At 33.8% G+C, this 23,088-nt stretch carries 22 protein-coding genes; 3 read left to right on the forward strand and 19 right to left on the reverse strand.

The window, feature by feature from the left end:
* Window positions 1–106: 106 nt before the first annotated feature.
* Genes Q4Q16_RS05065 through tgtA form a run of 3 tightly spaced genes read right to left on the reverse strand, consistent with a single transcriptional unit; the run spans window position 107 to window position 4,196 of the window.
* Window positions 107–1,534, reverse strand: a complete 1,428-nt coding sequence (locus tag Q4Q16_RS05065) for a flippase (RefSeq protein ID WP_303346637.1) — start codon at window positions 1,532–1,534, stop codon at window positions 107–109.
* 9 nt (window positions 1,535–1,543) lie between these two features.
* Window positions 1,544–2,212: a class I SAM-dependent methyltransferase gene (locus Q4Q16_RS05070; protein ID WP_303346638.1), complete on the reverse strand. Its 669-nt coding sequence runs from the start codon at window positions 2,210–2,212 to the stop codon at window positions 1,544–1,546.
* Between the two features lie 4 nt (window positions 2,213–2,216).
* A complete protein-coding gene (gene tgtA / locus Q4Q16_RS05075) occupies window positions 2,217–4,196 on the reverse strand; it encodes a tRNA guanosine(15) transglycosylase TgtA (RefSeq protein WP_303346639.1) in 1,980 nt (659 codons plus the stop codon).
* 176 nt (window positions 4,197–4,372) lie between these two features.
* Here tgtA and Q4Q16_RS05080 point away from each other — a divergent pair, with 176 nt between their 5' ends.
* Window positions 4,373–5,596 carry an MnmC family methyltransferase gene (locus Q4Q16_RS05080; RefSeq protein WP_303346640.1) on the forward strand — a complete coding sequence of 408 codons (1,224 nt, stop codon included), beginning with the start codon at window positions 4,373–4,375 and terminating at the stop codon, window positions 5,594–5,596.
* Here Q4Q16_RS05080 and Q4Q16_RS05085 read toward each other — a convergent pair.
* From Q4Q16_RS05085 to Q4Q16_RS05120, 8 genes are all read right to left on the reverse strand, one after another.
* On the reverse strand, window positions 5,581–7,458 hold the full coding sequence (locus Q4Q16_RS05085) for a hypothetical protein (protein WP_303346641.1): 1,878 nt from the start codon (window positions 7,456–7,458) through the stop codon (window positions 5,581–5,583). The two genes, Q4Q16_RS05080 and Q4Q16_RS05085, sit on opposite strands and share 16 nt — an antisense overlap.
* A gap of 385 nt (window positions 7,459–7,843) precedes the next feature.
* Window positions 7,844–9,628 carry a glutamine--fructose-6-phosphate transaminase (isomerizing) gene (gene glmS, locus Q4Q16_RS05090; RefSeq protein ID WP_303346642.1) on the reverse strand — a complete coding sequence of 595 codons (1,785 nt, stop codon included), beginning with the start codon at window positions 9,626–9,628 and terminating at the stop codon, window positions 7,844–7,846.
* A complete protein-coding gene (cobA, locus tag Q4Q16_RS05095; protein ID WP_303346643.1) occupies window positions 9,629–10,348 on the reverse strand; it encodes a uroporphyrinogen-III C-methyltransferase in 720 nt (239 codons plus the stop codon).
* 9 nt (window positions 10,349–10,357) lie between these two features.
* A complete protein-coding gene (purQ, locus tag Q4Q16_RS05100; RefSeq protein ID WP_303346644.1) occupies window positions 10,358–11,002 on the reverse strand; it encodes a phosphoribosylformylglycinamidine synthase subunit PurQ in 645 nt (214 codons plus the stop codon).
* Between the two features lie 8 nt (window positions 11,003–11,010).
* Window positions 11,011–11,277, reverse strand: coding sequence for a phosphoribosylformylglycinamidine synthase subunit PurS (purS, locus tag Q4Q16_RS05105; RefSeq protein ID WP_303346645.1), 267 nt, complete (start codon window positions 11,275–11,277; stop codon window positions 11,011–11,013).
* Window positions 11,278–12,006, reverse strand: coding sequence for a phosphoribosylaminoimidazolesuccinocarboxamide synthase (gene purC, locus Q4Q16_RS05110; protein WP_303346646.1), 729 nt, complete (start codon window positions 12,004–12,006; stop codon window positions 11,278–11,280).
* 84 nt (window positions 12,007–12,090) lie between these two features.
* Window positions 12,091–12,375 (reverse strand): hypothetical protein, encoded by a 285-nt coding sequence (locus Q4Q16_RS05115; protein ID WP_303346647.1) that lies wholly within the window; start codon window positions 12,373–12,375, stop codon window positions 12,091–12,093.
* 5 nt (window positions 12,376–12,380) lie between these two features.
* Window positions 12,381–12,740 carry a flagellar protein, FliL gene (locus tag Q4Q16_RS05120; RefSeq protein ID WP_303346648.1) on the reverse strand — a complete coding sequence of 120 codons (360 nt, stop codon included), beginning with the start codon at window positions 12,738–12,740 and terminating at the stop codon, window positions 12,381–12,383.
* A 100-nt stretch (window positions 12,741–12,840) separates the two neighbouring features.
* On the opposite strand from Q4Q16_RS05120, the gene Q4Q16_RS05125 reads away from it, so the two are divergent.
* Window positions 12,841–13,047, forward strand: coding sequence for a hypothetical protein (locus Q4Q16_RS05125; protein ID WP_303346649.1), 207 nt, complete (start codon window positions 12,841–12,843; stop codon window positions 13,045–13,047).
* A gap of 428 nt (window positions 13,048–13,475) precedes the next feature.
* Here the strand turns inward: Q4Q16_RS05125 and Q4Q16_RS05130 are convergent, their stop codons facing one another.
* The 8 genes from Q4Q16_RS05130 to aepX form a co-directional block, all read right to left on the reverse strand.
* A complete protein-coding gene (locus tag Q4Q16_RS05130; protein WP_303346650.1) occupies window positions 13,476–14,963 on the reverse strand; it encodes a sodium-dependent transporter in 1,488 nt (495 codons plus the stop codon).
* Between the two features lie 155 nt (window positions 14,964–15,118).
* Window positions 15,119–15,955, reverse strand: a complete 837-nt coding sequence (locus tag Q4Q16_RS05135) for a phosphorylcholine transferase LicD (RefSeq protein WP_303346651.1) — start codon at window positions 15,953–15,955, stop codon at window positions 15,119–15,121.
* A gap of 13 nt (window positions 15,956–15,968) precedes the next feature.
* Window positions 15,969–17,087 (reverse strand): phosphonopyruvate decarboxylase, encoded by a 1,119-nt coding sequence (gene aepY, locus Q4Q16_RS05140; RefSeq protein WP_303346652.1) that lies wholly within the window; start codon window positions 17,085–17,087, stop codon window positions 15,969–15,971.
* Window positions 17,088–17,098: 11 nt separating this feature from the next.
* Complete coding sequence (locus tag Q4Q16_RS05145) at window positions 17,099–18,280, reverse strand: hypothetical protein (protein ID WP_303346653.1); 1,182 nt, start codon at window positions 18,278–18,280, stop codon at window positions 17,099–17,101.
* Window position 18,281: 1 nt separating this feature from the next.
* Window positions 18,282–19,052, reverse strand: coding sequence for a DUF6564 domain-containing protein (locus tag Q4Q16_RS05150; RefSeq protein WP_303346654.1), 771 nt, complete (start codon window positions 19,050–19,052; stop codon window positions 18,282–18,284).
* 8 nt (window positions 19,053–19,060) lie between these two features.
* A complete protein-coding gene (locus Q4Q16_RS05155; protein ID WP_303346655.1) occupies window positions 19,061–20,065 on the reverse strand; it encodes an NAD(P)-dependent oxidoreductase in 1,005 nt (334 codons plus the stop codon).
* Window positions 20,066–20,075: 10 nt separating this feature from the next.
* Window positions 20,076–20,807, reverse strand: coding sequence for a metallophosphoesterase (locus Q4Q16_RS05160; RefSeq protein WP_303346656.1), 732 nt, complete (start codon window positions 20,805–20,807; stop codon window positions 20,076–20,078).
* 9 nt (window positions 20,808–20,816) lie between these two features.
* Complete coding sequence (aepX, locus tag Q4Q16_RS05165; RefSeq protein ID WP_303346657.1) at window positions 20,817–22,124, reverse strand: phosphoenolpyruvate mutase; 1,308 nt, start codon at window positions 22,122–22,124, stop codon at window positions 20,817–20,819.
* Between the two features lie 129 nt (window positions 22,125–22,253).
* Here aepX and Q4Q16_RS05170 point away from each other — a divergent pair, with 129 nt between their 5' ends.
* Window positions 22,254–23,087 (forward strand): phosphorylcholine transferase LicD, encoded by an 834-nt coding sequence (locus Q4Q16_RS05170; RefSeq protein ID WP_303346658.1) that lies wholly within the window; start codon window positions 22,254–22,256, stop codon window positions 23,085–23,087.
* Window position 23,088: the final 1 nt, after the last annotated feature.

Consider the following 23,088-nt stretch of genomic DNA (forward strand, 5'->3'; position numbering starts at 1 on the left):
CCGGGTCTCTAACGTGGCAGGCTAGAGTCTTAACCAGGCTGGACTAACACCGCATGAAAAGTAACAACAAATAAACTTATGTTTTAATAATATATAAACCTTTGCATTACTTATTTACAATTTGCTTAATAACAAGCTTATCTTCATCATCGATTGTTTTGACTAAGATAATCACAGCAAAGTATACAACAAATGACACGGCCATTGCAATCCATAAATTGAAATTGAACATGTATAAAACAGTTCCAAGGACAAGTGACGCAAATATTATCTTTAAAATATCATAAATTAAATGCCTGTCAGGAAGCTGGCCGATTTTTTTAATCATGTATAATTCCAAAATTAAAATCAGAACTTCACTTAAGACTGTGGCGAATGAAGCGCCATAAACTGAATATTTTGGAATTAGAATTAAGTTTAAAACAACATTGAATATGGCTGCAACAGAATATATTTTTGTAACCGAATATTCCTTGTGGGAAGCATTCAATATTAATGAACATGCACCGTTAATAAACAGGAAACATACTGTCCATATCAATATTTTCAAAACATCTCCTGCTCCGACAAACTCTGATCCGTAAATTGCAATAATCTGATTTCCATAAAATGAAGTGAAAACCGCAATAGGTATTGTAACCAATGACAGATACTTAATTGATTTTATAAAGCTGAAATGCAGCAGGTCTTTTTCACCTGCAAAGAGTTTACTCATTACCGGGAAAATTACCGCCGAATAAATTGAATAAAACAGTGCAAGAACACTTATTAATTTGTAAGCTGAGTTATAAAGGCCTGTAGCATAGGTTGAAGCAAACTGTGTAATCATTACAATGTCAATTGAATAGTAGATTGTATAAAATAGGCCGGTCAGAGCAAAAGGAATTCCTGCCTTTATTAAAACCTTATAAAAACCAAAATCAAAAACCAGTTTAGGTTTGATAATGTGCTTTCGTATTGAATAAACAGCATAGAGCAATGCAATTGCATTGGCTAAAATATATGCAAAAGCGATTCCGATAAGTCCGAAATCAGTCAGCACTACAAGACAAATAAAAACAAATGTCAGTACACTAAGAATTATGTTTGTAATAGCCTGATATTTGATCTTTTCATGAGCCTGAAAGGAGGAAAAGAACACATCATGGAATGTTTTGATTAAAAATTCAAATGCAAACAGCAGACAGATTCCAATCACATAACGGTCCCATCCAAGGAGAAATGAAGCAAGAAATATAATGGCCAGATAAAAAATGGCCAGAAATATCTTAAGGGACAGGGTGTTGTTTAAATATTTGTCCTCGTTTTCAAAATCTGTCGAAATGGCCCTTACAAGATAAGTAAAAATGCCGAAACTTGCAAATACACCGAAAATTGTGGAAAATGAAACTGCTGTACCGAAAATACCATAATCAGATGGTCCAAGATATCTTGCAGTTAAAATTGTCCAAACAAAAGCAAGTATGCTGGTTAAAACTTGAGATGCCATTAACCAGCTCATATTTGCAAATATCGTTTTTACTTTATTGGCCATGCTATTACCTTAAATTTTTCTTGCAGTTACGCAAATCCATCCGTTTTCATCATTAATGTAAGCTTTAAAATCTTTAAAACCTGTTTTTTCAAGGGAATATTCCAAAACGTCCTGTGAATAGATTTTCATATCCAATAGTTCAACCAGGTCATCATATTTCTCCATTTCCCCTTCCCTATAAACAACTTCATTGCAGAAAAACACAAGGCCATCCTTTTTAAGAACCCGGTTAACCTCTTTCAAGTCGCTGATAAAGTCCGGCCAGAAGTAAATTGTTTCAAAACCTGTGACAATATCAAAAGTTTCACTATCAAAGGGCATCTTGGAAACAGAACCTTCCAAAACATCGACAATGCCTTTGTCAATGAATTCACGGTTAAATCTGGTTGATTTTTCAACGCTTACATCAGAATAGTCGATTCCAACAACTTTCCCATCATCTGAGATTTGTTTTGCAAATCGTTCAATGTTTTTTCCGCCGCCGCAGCCTATATCCAGTATTTTGCTGTCAGGTTTAATTTCAAAATGGCTTACGCCCCACTGGGCCATAAGTTCATGAGACTCATTCATCCTATCCAGTATCTGATGGCCCAACTCGCCAACTGGTTTTCTTGCATTTACAATAAGTTTCTTGTCTTCAATATTGTTGCCTGTATTAACTTTATTATCATCAACCATTATTTCACTTTCCCATTCCTTTACGTGTTTTAATAGCCTGTCCTGTTTGGAGTTCTTTTATTTCACATGCCCCGAGCAACGCTTTTCCGTAAGCAAGCAATTCGTCTTCTTCGTTTACTATTAAAACCTCATCATTTGACCTTATGCTGTCGTCACAGTCAACTACAAACTTACAGAATACACTTTTTCCATCAAGTGCAAATGGTTCAGAGTCCTTGTTTACAACAACCCTGTTTTTTGGATAATCCATTCTGTTGTGGAGTCTTTTTGCACCCTCTTTTGATAAGACAAGAAATGCGTCAGATGCCCTCATATTGACAAGCAATACTTTACCGTCATATATATGTCTTATTTTTCCTGTTTTCTTACTTTTTTCAATATTGATGTTTCCGGAAAATAACGCTTCACCGGCACCTACTCCAAATTGATAATCGGCAATTGCCTTTATTTTTCTAGTGTCGTCTTTAGTGTATCTTATATCTGGTGAATCAATGCATTTATTATACAGTCCCAAATCAAGGTCATTAGTTATTCTTGAATGGATTAAAACCTGATCATAATATTCGCTGAATTCCATTACAAAGTCTTCTAAAAATTCGATTGCATCGACATCACGTATTTTTGGAGCTGCACTTTGACTTAGAGGATAAACTTCATCGATTTCAAGAGGGATTAACCCAAATGGAACGTCCAGTACCATAAAGTCAGAGTTTTCCAGATCAATTTCATGCTCCTCGCCGTAGCTGTAAAATTCTCCAAGTTTACCTGAAATAAACTTAGAGTAAGGCTTTTTTGTTGGAGGTAGAACAATCAGGTCTCTCTTTTTGGGCATTTCACGTAATTTTTGCAAATGCCTTAACACTTCAGGCCTTGTTAATGATTCAGGACCTGTGTAGAAAAATGCGGATTTTTTACTTCTCGGATCGTATCTTTCCAAGTCCTGGGAATAGCTTCCGAGCTGCCTTACCGCATCTAAAAGAGCAGGATGAGCTCTGCAGCGTTCTTCTACAAGTTCCATTAAGCTGCCTTCATAAATGGCCTGTCTAATCAATCTTAATTCTGCAAATGAAACATGCAGGTTATGTTGAGCAATCAGATCCCTTCTCTGTTTTTTAGGCATTGCCCTTAAGTCGTCGGGAGTGTATCTGGTACATACTTCACATGAACAGGGCATTTCCTGTAAATTTTCAAGTTTATAGGTTCCTCTTGTTGTTAAAAGCCTGTCATCCTCTGCATACAGTATATACGCTGCCGAATCAAATAAGTCACAGCCCATTGCAACGCACAATGCAAAAATCATAGGATGTCCCGCTCCCATCAGGTGGCGAGGAACGCTGTCTGACAGTTCCCTGACTGAGTTCATCACAACATCAACCAGGTCCTTATAGTGATAGGATTCCATCAGAGGAACAACCGCACCTATCGGATATAAATCAGCATCAAGTTTTGAAAGTTCGCGGGCGCATTTCTCTCTTAAGTCGGGAAATGTTGAACCCTGAACAACAGAATTCAGCAACATTTCAATTCCATTTTCTTTTTTAAATTCAACGGCTTCCTTTGCACGGTTTAATGTGATTTGCAAATCATCTTCAGCTTTTTGCCTGTCGACAAATGGAGCTGTCGGGATATCGAGGCTTGTTCCTATATCTGTTTTAATCAGTTCCTGAAACTCGATTACCTCACTGTTGGTTATTTCAACATCACCATAAACAGACAACTGAAAAGAACCTGAATCAGTCATGACCGGGCCGTCAAAGTTAATTAGCTTATGCAACCCTTCATCAATTGCCTTTTGTTTTAATTCTTCGTCTTTATAAATAAGATAGGCATTTGTAATAACAATCTCGGCACCATACTTTCCAACATCTATCGCCTGTTTGCGGGGATGGATAACCGGCATCAAGGCGGGAGTTTTTACATTGCCGTGTTTGGTTTTTAAAACGCCAACACGCCCCATATTATCTTTTGCTTTAATCTCAAACATTTATTAAACCCTATTCTTTTTTGATAAAATAAGATTTAATTTAGAAATTATATAAATTTTGCTCAAAGAATAATTGAAAATTAGTTTGAATATATCTAAGTCCTGTTTGGAAAAAATATTTATCTGTTTTTAAAATATCTTTATAATAAATAAAACCCAAAATTAGTTTAGATAAAATGAGTTATGAAAACAGCGCTAGAATAATTAATGACGATATTTTCGATTTGGTAAACGAATATTTTGACATGGAGCGAAGTAGTCAAAATAATGAAAGCAGAGTTGATTTTTTTAATACTTACAGAGATTATTTTGTTTTAACAGATGATGGATCCTATTCTATTAATTCTAAAGAAATAAACCATAAAGTTGAAACGTTACATACATCTACAGGCGCCATAAGCGAATCATTTGAGAAGTTTATCAGGCCGATGAAATTCAATTACTCCAAAGACATTGCCATTCTGGACATTTGTGCAGGATTGGGATACAACACATCAGCGGCAATAGCAGATTTTATTAAAAACAGTTCTGATTTGGATTTGCAAATTGACATGGTCGAAATTTCAAAGGCAACCCTTGCCTGCGGACTTTTAGTCCCCTCCCCAATACCTGAACACGACATAACTAAAAAGGCCATTGAGGATGAATTAATAAAACAGGATTATGCCTCATCAAGCCTTGAAGAATGTGAAATTCCAAAAAACATTGACATCAATGTCTTTATTGAAGATGCGAGGCAGACCGTTCAGAATCTTGCCGACAGCACTTATGATGCAATATTTCTAGATCCGTTCAGTCAAAACATGGCTCCTGAATTGTTTTCCCTTGAATTTTTTAGGGAATTTAAAAGAATAATAAAGGATGATGGAATTGTTGCAACCTACACTTCATCAGCACCGGTCAGAGCAGCATTTATTGAAGCCGGCTTCAATATAGGATTGGGCCCAATATTCGGAAGAAAACAGGGAGGAACACTAGCCAGTCCAAAACCTGAAATGCTTGATTATTCACTGCCTAAAAATGATGAAATAAGAATCGCACTATCAGATGTTGGAATCCCATTTAGAGATCCCGGACTAAATAACCCGAGCGAATTTATCTTAAATGAAAGAACAGAGGAAAGGCACCTTGCCCGCCACAATACTAAAATTTCATCTGCCGTTAAAACACCTATCTTTTTAGGAGATGAAATGGATGACGAGAAACTGAAAAGGCGTGTTGAGAGAAACCTTGCCAAAATGAATATTCCATCTACAACCTCAGATGAGGCGCTATACATTATTGAATGTGAAAAAAAGTACTCAGAAAAACAGGACGAAAAGAACAATTCGACAATCAGAATTTTAGATATGAAAAACAGACTGAAAAAAGTTAAAAAAGGAAACTATGATTCAACATAATTTCCGCTTTTAAGCAGGTATGCCTCTTCTTTTGATGACTCGACATAACCTGATACCATAGTTAAATCTCTGCCTGTACCGTCATGGTTGTGTCCGAAAACAGACCAGTCAGCATCACAATACTGTTTACCTCCGGTACAGTGCATACATATAATGATACCTTCACAGCTGCCTCCCTCACCATGAGCTGGACGGCTGTCGGTTGCAGGAAAAGTTCCATAATCTGTAGATTCATCTTTCGCCCAGAAAATACTCCAGTAAAGCTCATTACCTCCGCAGATAGGACAGATTCTTAAAAATTCAGCCTTATGGAACCTATATCCATCAGGGTCTGCTGAAGAAGACTGTTTACCAATAGCCAAAATAGTTTTACCGTCTTCTGAAACACCAAACTGATTATAGGATTTTCCCTGGCTCGGTTCTACAACAGTGATTTTTTTATTTAGTGTATATCCGGTTGCCAAATCCTTGCAGACCACATTATATACCCCTTTATTAAGAGTGAACTTGACTTTGGCAATACCCTTTGAGTCTGTTTTGACAGTATGTGTTGTTCCGTCAATAGTTATCTGCATGTCAGTATTTTTAGCTACGCTGCCGCTTTGCTGTAAGAGAGTTGCTTGGAAAACCCCTTCCTTACCTTCTCTTGCACTAACATCATTTGCTTTAATTGAAGCCAATTTAACAGTTACCTTTTTATTCAGCACATAGTTTGTAAATGGATCAACACATTTAAAGTTATAAGTTCCCTTTGCCAGTTTGAAGTTGACTGTAGCAACACCTTTTGAGTCTGTTTTAACGGTTTTTTTAGCTCCGTCAACATAAACCTTCATGTAAGTATTTTTAGCTAAGCTTTCACCTTTGTAAAGTGTTACCTTGAACTTTGAAGTGGTTCCGGTAAAAACGGACATTGAATTTGCATATAGTGTCGGTGAAACTGTCAGAGTGTTGGTTCTTTTCTCACCAGTATTTGTGTTGATTGAAACGATTTTGTAAGTTCCAGGTTTAGAAATTACCTTAATGGATGCAATACCCTTGGAATTGGTTTTTTTGTAGAAATAAGTTCCCTTGGTGTAAAACTTGATTGTTTTACCCGCTAAAACCTTACCGTTTTTTCCGTAAAATTTCGCCTGGAATACTTTTGAACTTAAATAATGCTTTTTAAGATTGCTTGACACAATTGAAGGTTTAACAGTAAGCTTATTTGAAATTTTATATCCGTTGGGATGTATTGCATAAATTGTATAAGTGCCAACTTTCAAATCCAAATTCAAGCTAGCAACACCCTTGGAATTAGTCTTTTTGGAGTAGGTCTTCCCGGCTACTTTAAATTTAATGTAAGTATTGGCCAGCGGCTTTCCATCGGGTTTTAAAAATGTGGCTGAATATTTCGCAACATGCTTATAAGTTGTAGTAAGATCACTTCCCTTTACAACCGGCAACACATTAATATTGTTCTGTGCAGTCAAATTGCCGTAATAAACAGTGACTATATAATTGCCAGGATATAAATTTATAGGCATTGAAACCTTACCTGAATTGTCAGTATTATAAGTGTAATTGACCTTGTTGATGTTTAAAATCAGAGATGCATTCTCAACAGGTTTATCCCAATCATATAAAGTAACCTCATAGTTGGACGGGCCTTTATAATACTTGTTTACATCATTACCGTTTAATGTATAATTCTCTTCAGAATTTAGAGTAGTGACATTATCATCTGCAGATGGAATATCATAATCCTCCGATGGAGGTTCATCATCCACCTCATCAGTCATATTAGTATCAACTGCAGAAACTGCAGAAACTGATAAAATAAAAACTAATGTCAATATAATAAAACTAATTTTTTTATTAAACATAATAAAACCATTTAATATTTTTCTTATAGATAAATAGATATATGATTTTATGTATAAAAATCTTTTGATTTATGAAAAAAGCATAGACAAGTCTAAATTAAAAAAATAAAGAAATTTGAGACTTAAAAAAATAATAAAAACATTAAAATATTTGAAAACAGCAACAAAAGATGAAAATAAACAGAAATATCAATATTCAAAATAAGAAATGATTAAAAAAATGTTGATGAGTTCAACATTTAACAAACATCATTAGGAGATGTTTTTATCCGGTAAATACAATTCCAAAAGAATAATATGCGAAAAATTAAAAAGCAGGATATAATATGCTTCAAGATAAGAATTGAAGAGCACATATTAAAAAATGGAAAATAAGGTAAAAACCTTATTCAACAGTTACGCATTTTGCCAAATTTTTAGGCTGGTCAGGGTTATGGCCCTTTTCAAGAGTGATGTAATATGCAATTAGCTGCAGCGGGACAATATACACCAAAGGTGCGATAATCTCGCTTACCTCACTATTGATTGCAATGAAATCATCTGCCTTATCCATTATAGTTTCATCGTCGCAAGCGCCGATAGCCAGCACATTAGCCTTACGGGATTTGACTTCTGCCAGATTGCTTTTTGTCTTTTTGTAGCTATCTCCAGGAGGAATTATTACAACTACAGGAATTCCTTCATCAATTAAAGCCAAAGGACCGTGTTTGAGTTCACCTGCAGCATATCCCTCACCATGAATATAGGTGATTTCCTTAAGTTTTAAAGCTCCTTCAAGAGCGGTAGGATATGAGTATCCTCTTCCAAGATAGAAGAAGTCGCGGGCGTAGTTATATCTTTTTGAAATTTCTTTAATAAAGTCGATGTTTTCAAGAGCCTCATCAATAAATCCCGGCACTTTATCCAGTTCTTCAAGCAGCTGCGTATCCTCAGCAAGCAGTGCTGCAAATAAATAGATTGCAGAAAGCTGAGCCACATATGTTTTTGTTGCAGCAACACCGATTTCAGGACCTGCCTGAGTTTGAATTACGTATTTTGCCCTTCTGGTAATTGATGATCCTGCCACATTAACAATTCCAAGTGTTTTTGATGTTTTATTTGCAACATCCAATGCCTTAAGCGAATCGGCAGTCTCGCCGGATTGTGAAATAAATATGGCCAATGTTTTGTCATTTAAAGTGTTTGCAGAGTATTTAAACTCGGAAGCCAGAATAACATCAGTGGGAACTCCTGCAAGAGATTCTATTAAATATTTTCCAGTTAAAGATGCGTGATAAGATGTTCCGCAAGCTACAAAGCAGATTCTTTGAATATCTCCAATATCATCGATTATTTCCTGAATATTGTCCTTTTGAGTTAAAGTGTTTCTAACAGCGGCAGCCTGTTCGTTGATTTCTTTAATCATGAAATGGTCATATCCCTCTTTTTCAGCCATTTCAGGCGTCCAGTTAATGGTGTCAATTTCCTTGTTGACCGGATTGTCAAACTCGTCATGGACAACAACGCCGTTCTTATCCAAGATAACAATTTCACCCTTTTCAGGATAGATTATATCACGGGCATATTTTAAAATAGCAGGGGAATCAGATGCAAGATAATAACCTTCCTTGCCGATTCCAACAATTAGCGGAGAGTCTTTGCGTGTTGCAACAATTTTATCAGGTTCCTTTGTTGAAATTGCGGCAATTGCATAAGATCCGTCAAGTTCATCAATGGTTTTTCTAACGGCATGCTCTAAATCAAAACCTTCATCCATGAATTTTCGAATCATATGGGGAATAACTTCTGTGTCGGTTTCTGATTTGAATTTATGACCTTCAGCCATTAACTTCTCCTTGATTTCCACGTCATTTTCTATAATTCCGTTGTGTACAACTGCAACAGTATTTTCTTCATCGACATGAGGATGTGAATTTAATTTAGAAGGATTTCCGTGTGTTGCCCATCTCACATGAGCAATACCCATATTTCCAGGCATGTCCCTAAGATTTAACTTATCATCAACCTCCTTGATTTTCCCCTTGTCCTTTTTGATGTGGAGCTTATTTCCGCTAAAAGTGGCCAATCCTATTGAATCATACCCCCTGTATTCAAGTTTGGAAATACAGTCAAAAAGAATCGGAGCCACGTCATCGTCATTTTTCAGTATGCAACCAACAATTCCACACATCTAATCACCTCGATACTCATAAATGTCCCTATACATATTTACAACATCACCAATTATCAAAATAGCAGGAGTGTTGATTTTTTTATCTGAAATATCGCCTAATGTACCGAATACAAGATTTTGATTTGGCAGTGTTCCGCTTTCAATTGCACAAACTGGAGTGTCGGCTGAGCGATATTTCATTATTTCAGTTGTGTTTTCTTTTATTTTTCCAATTCCCATTAGAATAATTAATGTATCAGCAGTATAATCCCAATGAACCTGATTTTCAGCTTTTGTCGGATCTTCATGACCGGTTACAAGAGTAACTGATGTTGCCACGCCTCTGTGAGTTACAGGCAGTCCTAAAGAGGTCGGTGCGCCAATAGCTGAAGTTACACCCGGAATAACTTCAAATTTGATATCATGTTCCATTAAAGCCAGTATTTCTTCTCCTCCGCGACCAAAGACAAAAGGATCTCCCCCTTTTAATCTCACAACATTTTCATGATTCCGAGCCTGTTTTATAATTAACTCATTGATTTCATCCTGAGTTTTATAGTGCTCACCTGCCTTTTTACCAACATATATTCTTTCTGCAGCATCCGGAGCATGAGCCAATATTTCATCATTAGCCAAATAATCATATAAAACAACATCAGCCTTATTTAAAGCCTTAACGGCTTTAAGAGTTATTAAATCAGCATCTCCAGGTCCCGCACCAATTAAATAGACTACCATCCATATCACTTATAAAAATCCTTTAAAGAAATTCAAACCGTCATCAGACCCGAATATTGTCTCACAGGCCCTTTCAGGGTGAGGCATCATTGCAACAACAAGGCCGGATTCATCACATACGCTTGTAACAGCTTCCATAGACCCATTAGGGTTTTTGCCTTCAAACTGCAAAACGATTTGGTCCTGATCCTTTAACAAATCAATGTCTTCTGTGTAAAACCTTCCTTCCGCATGCGCAATAGGAAGAGAAATTGTTTGATTGTTTTTAAACGCTTTTGTAAACGGGGTTCTGTTAGTTGCAACTTTTAAATCAACCCATTCACAATTGAATTTGGGATTTTCATTTGTAATGAAAATTCCTGGAATAAGACCTATTTCCCCTAAGATTTGAGCGCCATTACAAATTCCAAGTACAGGCTTTTCCTCTTTTACCAGTTCTTTGATTCCATCAATGACAGGAGTGATGGAAGCCATTGCGCCTGCTCTTAGGTAATCTCCATAAGAAAATCCTCCTGGAATAACAATGCCGTCAAAGTCAGTTAGCTTTTCTTCACTCCACCAAACATATTCCGGTTCAAGGCCTGCTAACCTGCAGGCTTGTGCAACATCCCTGTCACAATTAGTTCCCGGAAATCTGATTACTCCAATTTTCATTTTCCCACCTATTTACCGCAAGCCATGTTCTGTGGAATAACATTGATTTTATAATCATGAATAACAGGATTACAAAGTAATCTTTCACACATGTCCACTACGTTTTCTCTAATAACTTCCCTGTCTTCACCTTCCATTTGGAACTTAATGGTTTCAACAGTTTTCACGTTTTTAACTTCATAACCTAGCAAATCAAGAGACCTTTCAATTGTAGTGGCTTCAGGGTTTAACATGCCACTTTTAAGTGAGATTTTAATTTCAATATCGAATAACATTTAAATCACCTTTTCATCATCAGGAACAATTCTATTATAAACTTCTATATAAGCATCCATGACTTCACTGTCTTTTCCTTTTCTAAATAATTCTTTATCCAGCATCTCCAATGTTTCACTATCCCACAATCTGCATCCGTCAGGAGAGATTTCATCACCTAAAACAATGTTTCCATCTTTATCCTTACCGAATTCGACTTTAAAATCAACTAAAATAATTCCAACATCGGCAAACAATCCAGATAAAACTTCATTGATTTCCAGTGCCTTTTGGGTTAGGATATCGATTTCCTCCTGAGTAGCTATTCCCAGTGCCTTGATGATTGAATCATTAAGCATTGGATCATGGTATTCATCATTTTTATAATCCATTTGAACAATCGGAGGATTCAATTTAGTGCCGTCCTCAATAGGATAATTGCGCACTAAGCTGCCTGTTGCAATATTTCTTATGATAACCTCAATAGGAATCATTTCAAGTTTTTTTGCAAGCATCATATTTGGTTTGGGCAAATCAAGAAACTGAGTTTGAACACCGTTTTCTTCCAATACTTTAAATATCTTGGAAGAAATTACTGCATTATAAGAACCTTTATTACTCATTACCTCTTTTCTTACACCATCACCAGCAGTCATGTCATCTCTAAACTCGATGATTACCTCATCGTCGTTATCTGTGGTGAATACACTTTTTACTTTACCACTATTAATTAACTCTTTTTTGTTCATGATATCCACAAAATTATTAAATTATTATAATGTAACTTATGGCATTAATATTATATAAAAATAGTTAAAAAAAAATAGTAGTTTTTACAATTTATTAATGTAAGTCACATCACCATCGCTAATGCCAAATTTCATTCCATTTAAAGAACCGTTTGAAAGTTTAGACAATACAGTTAAAGGATATTCATCATTTGGTTTTATAATCAGCTGATGCGTAACATTTTGACGTGTTTTAACTACTATTTTATAGTTTTTATCGATTTTGAACAGTTCCCCATCAAGAAATACTTCATTTAACCTTTGGTTTAAAAGATATTGGGGAAACTCTTCCTGAATGTTGAAATGCTTTAATAAATCATCAAAAATCATTTAAATCATTCCAAACTCGGAAGCTTATGTTGGTCTGAATCATATGAAGAACCAATTAATTCACCGGTTTCTAAATCAAACTGGCGAAAACCTCCATCCTTATAAGTGACTTCACGGAAATAACCTCCGCCATTTTGCGCATTATATTCAATTGTTTCACTTACAATATCACTGTCACCGGCATCGGTTTTATTTTCCAATGTGGCGTTTTTGACAGTCTGTGTTGTGTTGTTGGATTCTTGAATCGGACTGATAGTGGAATTAGAATTATTTGAATCATCCTTCATAGAAGTAAATCCGACTGCTCCTCCGACAATTAGCAGCGCGATAACAATTCCAACCAAAATTATAACATAGTCTTTCATATTTTCTCACCTCACTAAACTTTCAATAGATATATAAATATAGCCATTAAAATACTTTTCCATTCTATTTATATATACCATAAATCAGATATTATTTAATATGAATATGAAAAATGCCGCAATTCTTTTAATATTTCTACTTGCAGTAATGGGTTTGATAATCGGCGTTTATTACAGTGAAGTAGACGATATTGAAAAAACCTCTCAAAAGTCCAAAACAGTAATAGAGGAATCAAACGGCACCCTCACTTTTTCTTTAGAAAAAACCAGTGAAAACAATGATCTGATTGATAAATACTTCACCTGACTAAACAGCCAATAGACAATATTTAATGAAAATCTTGTGTATAATCAAATTCACCCCACAATATACCAACCCATTAAGGAGGTTTGCTGAAGCATCATCAATTGATTGATGTACTTTAAATTCAATTAATGCATAATCGCAATCACTTAAAACCAATACACAATCAGCTCCAAATCATGCAGGTCATGTAATAAAGTTTTCCACAACAACCAGAAATAAGCCGCCAAATCCATATAACATAAATTTTTAAAAAAAATCCGTAAGAGTAAATCAAATAGATGACTTAAATCTTTTCTGGTGCATCTGAAATTTTAAAAGAAACTGGATTAAATGAGATATTAAATTATTTGGATTAAACCAACATCTAAAATCAATTCTACAAAATTAAATCAATAAAAAAAAAGAAAGGAGTTATAGTTTAACTATAACTATACTCTATTTTCAGCATTGTCCCAATCTGAATTTTTAGCCGGAAGAATAGTGAATATTAAACTAGCTATCAATAAAACAGCCGCTGAAATGATTGTAAATATTAACTGGTCCATGCTTCCATTGTTTATTACATCAATCATTCCGCCAACCCAAATGACAGTTACGAAGATTGGTAAAATATATTTAACAACAACAATCCACCATTTACCGAGTTTAATAGATTTACTTTGACTATTTAAGAAATCAATCAATTTTTCAGCTTTGAATATCCAAGCAAATACAATACATTCAGCTACAACACCAATCAACAGCGCTATCTGATTAATAAATGTATCCACAAATCCAAGCAATGTTCCTCCATAAGCTGTTGCATAAAGCATAGAGACAGCAGCACCGACAATACATAAAATTGTCATTGTTTTGGATCTTGTTAGGCCAAACTTATTTTGAATTGAAAAAGACAGAGGTTCAATTGTAGATAAGATACTTGTAAGGCCTGCAAGGTAAACAGTCAAGAAGAACAGTGGTCCAAGCACTAAAGCCCAATTGCCCAATACATTAAACACTGCAGGATATGCAACAAATACAAGACCTGTTCCTTGAGTTACAAGGTCTGCTACAGCAGTTCCTGATTGTAAGGACATGTAACCTAAAATTGAAAATACACCCAATGCTGCAAAGTTCTCAAATAGGGAATTTGCAAGAACAATGGAAATAGTGTTTGTAACCAAATCTGAATCGTCTTTTGTATAACTTGCATAAGTAAATGCAATAGACATACCTAAACTTAGGGAAAATACAATCTGACCGAAAGCAGCCATCCAAATTTCAAAATGAGTCAGAAGTGACCAGTCAGGATCAAACAGCTCAGATAGACCAATAGAAGCACCAGGTAATGTAAGTGAAAATGCCACAATAATAACCATAATAAGGAACAAGAGAGGAACTAACACTTTTGATACTTTACCTAAACCTGATTCCAGGTCTTTGTGAGAAATAAACCAAATAACAACCCAACCAATAAGCATTGCAATAGCAATTACAGGAATGAAACTGAATAAACCGGTGTAAGCTTCGCTAGATTGCAAAAGAGTAGTTGCAAAGAAATTGTTCGGGTCTGCTCCCCACCCTTTAAAGAAACTTAAAATCATATATATTCCGTCCCAACCAAGAATAGCTGAGTAATAAATCATAATCATAAATACAGCAACTGGCAAAAACCAGCCCAAATACTCCCATTTGGAATTAATCTTTCTGATAGCTTTTGCAAAAGAAGATTTATAATTATATCCGACACCATATTCTAAAATCAAAAATGGAATTCCCATTAAAAGAATTGCAACAATATAAGGGATGTAAAATGCTCCCCCACCGTTAGAATAAAGCACATACGGATATCTCCAAATGTTTCCAAGACCAACTGCAGAACCAATCATCGCCAAGATGAATGAAAGGTTGCTGCCCCATTCATTTTTATCTGCCATAATTTCCATTTTCCTATAATTTATAAAATATAATTTTTGTAAGTAATATATTAAATAAGTTACTTTTAGTTTGAGGAATTTTTATTCTTATTCCATAACAGCAGCTATAAAATGAGCAAAACATTATTTTTATAAATATAAAATAGTGATGATAATCAATATTTTCCAAAATCTATTGTTTCAGTAATATGATTATATCTATCTTCCTTTGGAGGTAATTGCATATAATCTCCATACAAACTTTTTAAAATATGATCATAATTAACAGGAACGTTAACTTCAATATCTTCAAATTTAATCTTTGTTATTGATTTAAAATCATCTCTGCGAAATATTAGAGGATACTCTTCTGCAGTAGCAGAGATATCAAATACATATTCTGAATTTGAATTTTTATATTTCCTTAAAAATGACAAACATCTTTTATTTAATGTAGCTGGTTTTATTTTAAGTAAATTTAAAATGTGATAACCTGTGTGAGTTATTACTTTTGTAATGAAAGGCAGATTATCCAGTTTAATTTTAGACATTATTAATAATTTGTTATATAAAAATGATTTTTTAAGCTGATAACTTCTTTTGAACTTACCTTCTGCCAAATCATCTAAAACAAATATGTCCATATTTATCCCAATATGAAAATCAACTTGACTAACCCAACCTTCTTCGAATTTAGTGCCTTTAATCATTAATTTGGAAAGTAAATGAAAATAATCCTTTTCTGTTTCATTAGATAATAATTCATAAGTTTCATTGTTAGATGCGATGAAAATTTCTTTAAATTTCTCAAAATCATCTCTAAACATAATTACATCCAAATCATCATCCCATGGAATAAACCCGTTATGCCTGACAGCACCTAAAAGAGAGCCGGCATACATATAATATGTAAGATTGTTTTCCTCACAAATTTTAATGAAATCTTTTAAAATCATTAATTCAAGATTTTGCAAGTGATTTAATGTTTGATTATCATATTCAGTGTATTTCAAAATATCCCTTTTTCTATTGGTCTAAAAAATTCATAAAGTTTTCTTTGTTTTCGATTGCGGTTGTAGTTGGTCTTCCTAAATCTGCACGAGCGCCAATTGAAGATAAAACTTCAATAAAACATAATTTACCCATATCCTTTACTTTCATGAGTTCATTATCCAGATCTTTAAGATTATCAACAGACACTGCATAGGAATAACCGCATGCTTTTGCAATTGTAACAAGATTCATATTTGACGCTACAGTCGGCATTCCGCCAACGGTTTCATGAGCTCCATTATTAACTACAATATGGATTAAATTATCCGGATTAACATTTCCAACAACAGGCATTGAACCCATATGCATTAATAAAGCGCCGTCTCCATCAACGCACCAAACCCTTTTATCAGGTTTATTTACTGCAACGCCCAATGCTATTGAAGAAGAATGCCCCATAGAACCTACAGTTAAAAAGTCATATTTATGAGCTTGTTTATTAGATTCCCTTATTTCAAATAGCTCACGACTGGCTTTGCCTGTTGTTGATATAATCGGATCTTCACCAGACACGCTGACAATGTGTTCTATGATTTCTTCACGATCCAGTTCATTATCATTTTCATAAACGACTTTTTCATCATATGTTAAAGCGTTTTTACGAATAACAAACGCAACACTTTTACCTGTTTTAAGAACTTTATTAAATTCATCCATGACTTCATTAAGCTCTCCAACAGTAGTTTCGCAACTAACAGCAAAGTTTTCAATATCCATTAAATCAAGCAGGTCACAGGTGATTTTTCCCTGATAGATATGCTGAGGTTCGTCATGAATTCCAGGTTGTCCTCGCCAGCCAATAACAAAAATAGCAGGAATGGCATAAACTTGATCGTTTAAAAGAGATGCAACAGGATTGATAATATTGCCTTCACCGCTATTTTGCATATAGACAACTGGAACCTTGCCAGTAGCTAAATGATAACCAGCTGCAAGAGCAGTACAATTACCTTCATTAGCGGCTATTAAATGGTGTTTTTCATCAATACCATATTCATTCATTAAATAATTGCATAATGCTTTCAGTTGTGAGTCTGGAACACCAGTATAGAATTCACAATTCAAAACATTAACAAAATCTTCAACTTTCATTATGATTAATCCTATTTATTTAATTGTGGAGTTATTATTTTATCAATGAGGAAATTTGCAGTTTTTTCAATTTCATCATACTTTACTTCTTTTGGCAAATCTTCGCCAAAAGCTTTTTCTACTTTTTTAATCAAATCATCGGTGTAGATTAATGTTGAATCACGAATATCCTCTACACCATCCAAAGCTAATGATTCCCTGTTTGCTTTGTCCATTTCATCAAAAGTAAATACTGATTCATCAATCCATGCAGAAATTTCATCATCTTTATAACCAATAATTACCGGATATCCTCCAATATGGCCAAATGCTCCTGGTGAAAATACTTTCTGATTTTTACCTGTACGGATTGCATCGATTACAGCAGAAATGATACGGTAGTTACTTGAAGCATTCATCATGTTTCTTTTTTGGTCAACAGGCATGCTGATTGAACATTCTTTGAAAATATCTTCATGAGGAATATCTTGCTCTTCACCTTTATAATATATTTTAAGAGGCAGATTCACACCTTCAGTTTGTCCTTCCTTACTAAGGCATACATCATGAAAATGAGATGCTGCAAAATTAAAGTCAACATTCCAGAAATCATCAACTCCCAAAATATCTGCTACTGCAAATTTCATTCTAGGAATCAGATGATTTAAATTTCCACTTCCAAAGTCAGGATATGCTTTTTCAGCACTTTTAAGCCATGGAATTACAGCATCAGAATAAGAAGTATTAATAACAACCGCATTTGCATCTGCGTTTTCACATGCATCCATAATATTTTTTGTAAATTTAATAGATAATGGGGTCCAGATACCGTAAGCCCTTACATTGCTCCATGATATACTTCCATATTTAAGGCCGGGATATGCTCTGCTTGAGTTAACAATGAAATCAGGGTCATATTTACTTATTGCTTTTTCTATTGATTGAACATCATTTAAATCAACACCTGATTCAATTTCAATTTGAGATTTATTAAGTTCACGAATAAGTCCCGCAACACGAACAATATTAACATCAGATTGCATTTTCTCATAGTTTCTTCCAACAACAACTAATTTTATTGCAGGGTCATTTTTACTTACTAAAAAGTCCAATAAGTAAGTTCCAACACTACCTAATCCGATAATCATTATTGTAATTTCATCATCATTTACATGTTTTTCCACAATTTTTAATCTTTCATCTAAAGTTTTCATGTTATTTCCTCCAATAATCTTTTATATTCTGATAATCCTCACGGGTATTGCAATTAACCCAATGCTTTAATCCAATAATCTCAATATCTTCATTATTTTCCATTAAATCTAAATATTTTTGAATAATTCCCAAATTTGTATCTTCAATAAGGTTATTGTAAAAATTATCATTTGCCTCTCTAAGCAATCCCATATCCTTAAACTTCCAAGTTTGACCAGAATTAAAAATAGCTTTAAATGGTTCGCTTAAACTTAACAGCCCGTGATTACTGTTAAATAAGTAATGGTATTCATTATTTTTATTTTGATAAAGAACAACAGATTTGTTTGAGGAAATTGGTTCTCTGTTAAATGTTAGAACATTTTTATCGGATTTGACTATTTTTGCAAATGACTCATTATCAATATCCAGATCGCCTTCAACAAAAAGCACTTCATCAATTTCATCAAAATTATTTAAAGCTTCTTTAATTCCCAGGTATAAACTGTAACCGGAACTTAAATCACTGAAATGATCATTTTCAACAAGAATAATTTTTTCTTGCAAAACCTCTGGAATTTCCTCATCAATATATCCGGTTAAATCAGAATACCTGTATCCTCCAACAATGATTATTTTATCATAGCTCTCTAATTTTTCAAGCATATGAAAAATCAGCGTATCGTGAGGATTCTCTTCATAATATAAACATTTCAATATCTTTTCATCCTCGGGAATATCTTTATTAAATCTAGTGGAAATTCCTGCAACAGTAATAATGGAAATTTTCATTTACACACCTAATTTTTTGTGTAGTTTTCAACACATTCAGTTAATCCTTTATCTAAATCAATTATTGGTTTCCAATTAGTTCTTGCTTTAATTTTTTCAGTTGACAACAATCTTCTTTCAGGATCAGATTCACGATAACCTTCAAATTTAATAACTGGTTCTGCAATGCCCATTTTTTTTGCAATTAAAATTGTTAAATCAATAATGGAAATTTCTTCATCAGTAGCAACATTGTAAATAGTCCCATCAAGGGCAGAATCAGTTTTTGCCAAATTAAGTACTGCACTGCAACTGTCATAATTATTCAAAAAGGTTCTGCAATTCTTTTTAGAATTTTCAAGTAATACAACTTCCCCATTATTTTTAAAGCTATCTATAATATGTGGAATAATATGCTTTGGATATTTTTCATCTTTGCTGTAAACATTAGCAAAACGAATAGAACATCCTTTGATTTTACCGTTGTCAACTGCATCTTTGATGAAAAACTCAGTTAAGAGTTTGCCGGTTGCATAACTAGTCCTTTGACTATGTTCTGCATCAGACATAGTGATAAAATCAGATTCTTTAACTCCCCCATCTTCATTCCAAGAATTCATTGAATATATTTCTGAAGTAGAGCAGTTAATGTATTTTTCAGCACCTACACGAATGGCCTGCTGTAGAAAATTATTCATACTAACGACATTAGTTTCATAAGTTTCATAAACCTTATAGAAATGTTCTGTATGAACAACAGCAGCACAATTAATATAGATTACTTCATCAAAGTCCTTTTTAATTTCAACAACCATTGATTCGATTTTATTCATGTCTTCATCATTATTTAAGTCATATTCATAAAAATCAAAACGGCCATCATCAATACAGTCGCTTACAGTATCGATTGAAGATGCATAAAAGTTATCAAAACCAATGACTTTTACTTCATCGTCCTTTTGATTTAATAATTGACGAACCAACTCATTACCAGTCATTCCGGTAACGCCACTAATTACATATAATATTTTCATAATAGTCACCTTAAATTCCATGTTCTAATCTTTTTCTATAAAAATCATCAACACTCCCATCATATAAATCCATTGCATCATGTTTAGGATATTCAACTGATTTTAATTCAACGGACATCAAATTAGTGTTTAAAACTGCATATTGAGCATTGGGATTATGATTTCTAGGTTGGCCAACAGAACCTGGATTAATAAATAATACTGATTTTCTGTTTCTCATATCAGGATTGTCAAATTCATAAAATTTTTGAAAAACATGAGGATAATGAGAATGTCCCGATAGAACAATATCATAATCAATGTAATTTCCATTTAGATTATCTGGAAAAATTGCTTTCCAATAATGATCATCTAAAGACCCGTGGACGGCTAAAACATGTTTTTCACCTATTTCAAATTCAAATTTGCCTTCCTGAACCAAATTGTTATTTAAATAATCTCTAGATTCACTAGTTAATATTGAATCGGTGAATTGTGCCGATTCGACACCTCTTGTACTTGAAAAATGGTTAAAATCTTTTGTCAAAATAGCTTTTTCATGATTTCCCAAAATATTGCAAATAATTTTTGTTGAAAAATTATCGCGGATAAAATCAACAACTTCATTTGATTGCATTCCATAATCAATTAAATCCCCTAAAAGAATTACGGAATCAATATCCTGTTTAATTAAATCTTTAAAAACTTCTTTTAGGGCAAATAAATTCCCATGGATGTCTGATAAAATTGCATATTTTGACATTTAATCGCCTTATAACTCATCAATCAATGTAATAATCTTCTTAATAGATAATAATTCCTCATCAATTTCATGTGCTCTGTGATGTTTTAAAATGCTTTTCGCAGCATTTTGCATTGCCGGGAAAGCAGCCCGCAATAACTGATTTGCATAGATTACTATATTAACTCCATGTGCAGTTAATTCTTCTTCAGTGATTGTATTAAACGAAGATGGAACGACAACGATTGGAGTTTCACTGTCTTTCGCTCTGAATTTATCACAGAACTCCAAAATTTCATCCGGTTCTTTTCTTCTGCTGTGAATCATAATTCCATCTGCACCAGCATCACGAAACGCAAATGCTCTTTTAAGTGCATCTTCCATACCCTGTTCAAGAATAAGGCTTTCAATCCTTGCAATAATCATGAAATCATCAGATATTTGCGCATTCTTACCTGCAGATATTTTTTCACAGAAATGTTCAATTTCATCTTGAGTTTGTTCCACTTCTGTTCCGAAAAGGGAGTTTTTCTTCAATCCAATTTTATCTTCAATAATAACTGCTGAAACACCCATTCTTTCAAGAGACCTAACTGTATAAACAAAGTGTTCTGCGATTCCACCAGTATCCCCATCAAAGATAATCGGCTTTGTTGTAACTTCCATAATATCATTGATTGTTCTGAATCTTGAAGTCATATCAACTAATTCAATATCAGGTTTTCCCTTTTCAGTACTGTCGCATAAGCTTGAAATCCACATTGCATCAAATTGATCAATTTGTTCATCATCAGCTATGACTGTTTTTTCTGCAATTAATCCGGTTAATCCGCTGTGGACTTCGATTGTTTTAACAACAGGTACGATTTTTAATAATTTCCTTAATCTTGCTCTTCTAAGCTCAGGCATGGCTAATTTTTCTCTCATCTGCCTATCAATTTTTTGTATTTTTTCATTGAAAGTATAAGGAACTTCAATTAATTCCCCGCCATATTCTTCAAGAACAGAGATAATATTTTTCCTTATTACTTTCATTGAGTCTTCAACCCAATTATCTCCATGGATAATGTAATCTGGACGAAGTTCACGAACAACATCATCATACATTATTTTATCCTGAACAATGACTTTTTTTACATCTGGAAGTCCTTTAACTAATTCCATACGTTCTTCAGTTGTCTTTAATGGGAACCTATTATATTTCACCATTTCAGAATCACAAAGAACACCCACAACCACATCACCATATTTTTTAGCTTCATTAATTAAATTTAAATGACCATCATGAATAACATCAGTGCAAAAACATGTATATACAATCGGATTATCAGACCTCATAATATTACCTTAATTAATTATTAATTATATAATAATAACTATTAATTCATTTAAAAAAGAAAATATTTAAAAATTTCTAACAATATATAAGTTATCATTTAATAAAAAAAATAATTTGCGGAAAATACTATGTTTAAGTCAAAGCGATATGATGATGAAACATTAGAACATCTAAAGAAAGTTCAGATGAAAATTTTAAAATACTTCATTAAAGTTTGTGAAGAAAACGATTTAACTTATTTTATTTATGGAGGAAGTTTACTTGGAACTATACGGCATAAAGGATTCATTCCATGGGACGATGATATTGATGTTATAATGTTTAGAAAAGACTTTGAAAAATTAAATAAGATTTTTGAAGAAGATATCGATGAGAAATATAGATTCATCAATGTTTTAAATGAGGAAACCTACCACTACACATGGGGCAGATTAATGCTGAAAAATACTGTAATTAATGAATGGTGGGCCAGTCAAGTTGATTATACGCAAAATATTTTTATTGATGTTTTTATTTTAGACAATATTCCCAAAAACGGATTCAAAAGGTTCATCCATAAATGGACCAGTTTTTCACTTAATCAACTGACAATGTATGCTTTTCTTAAATTTGACAATGAATCAAAACTTAAAAAAATATTTCAGCAAGCAGTACATTACTTATTAAGAATAATTCCGATTTCACCTTACAATATTAAGAAAAAATGCGTGAAATCCTTCTCCAAATATCAATATGAAGACTGTGATGAAGTATGCGATTTTCCGGCAATATGTCAAATGCCCGTATACAATAAAAAGGATTGGATACCTCCAAAAAAAGCACAATTTGAAGATATTATGGTTAATGTACCTAATAATTACGATAAAATTTTGAAAAGAAGTTATGGAAACTATATGGAATTGCCTCCAGTTGAATCAAGATTTCGTCCGGCTCCCGATGAAATCGATTTTGGCGAATATTAAA

The sequence above is a fragment of the Methanobrevibacter sp. genome, assembly GCF_030539875.1.
In the GTDB taxonomy this organism is placed as follows: Archaea; Methanobacteriota; Methanobacteria; order Methanobacteriales; family Methanobacteriaceae; genus Methanocatella.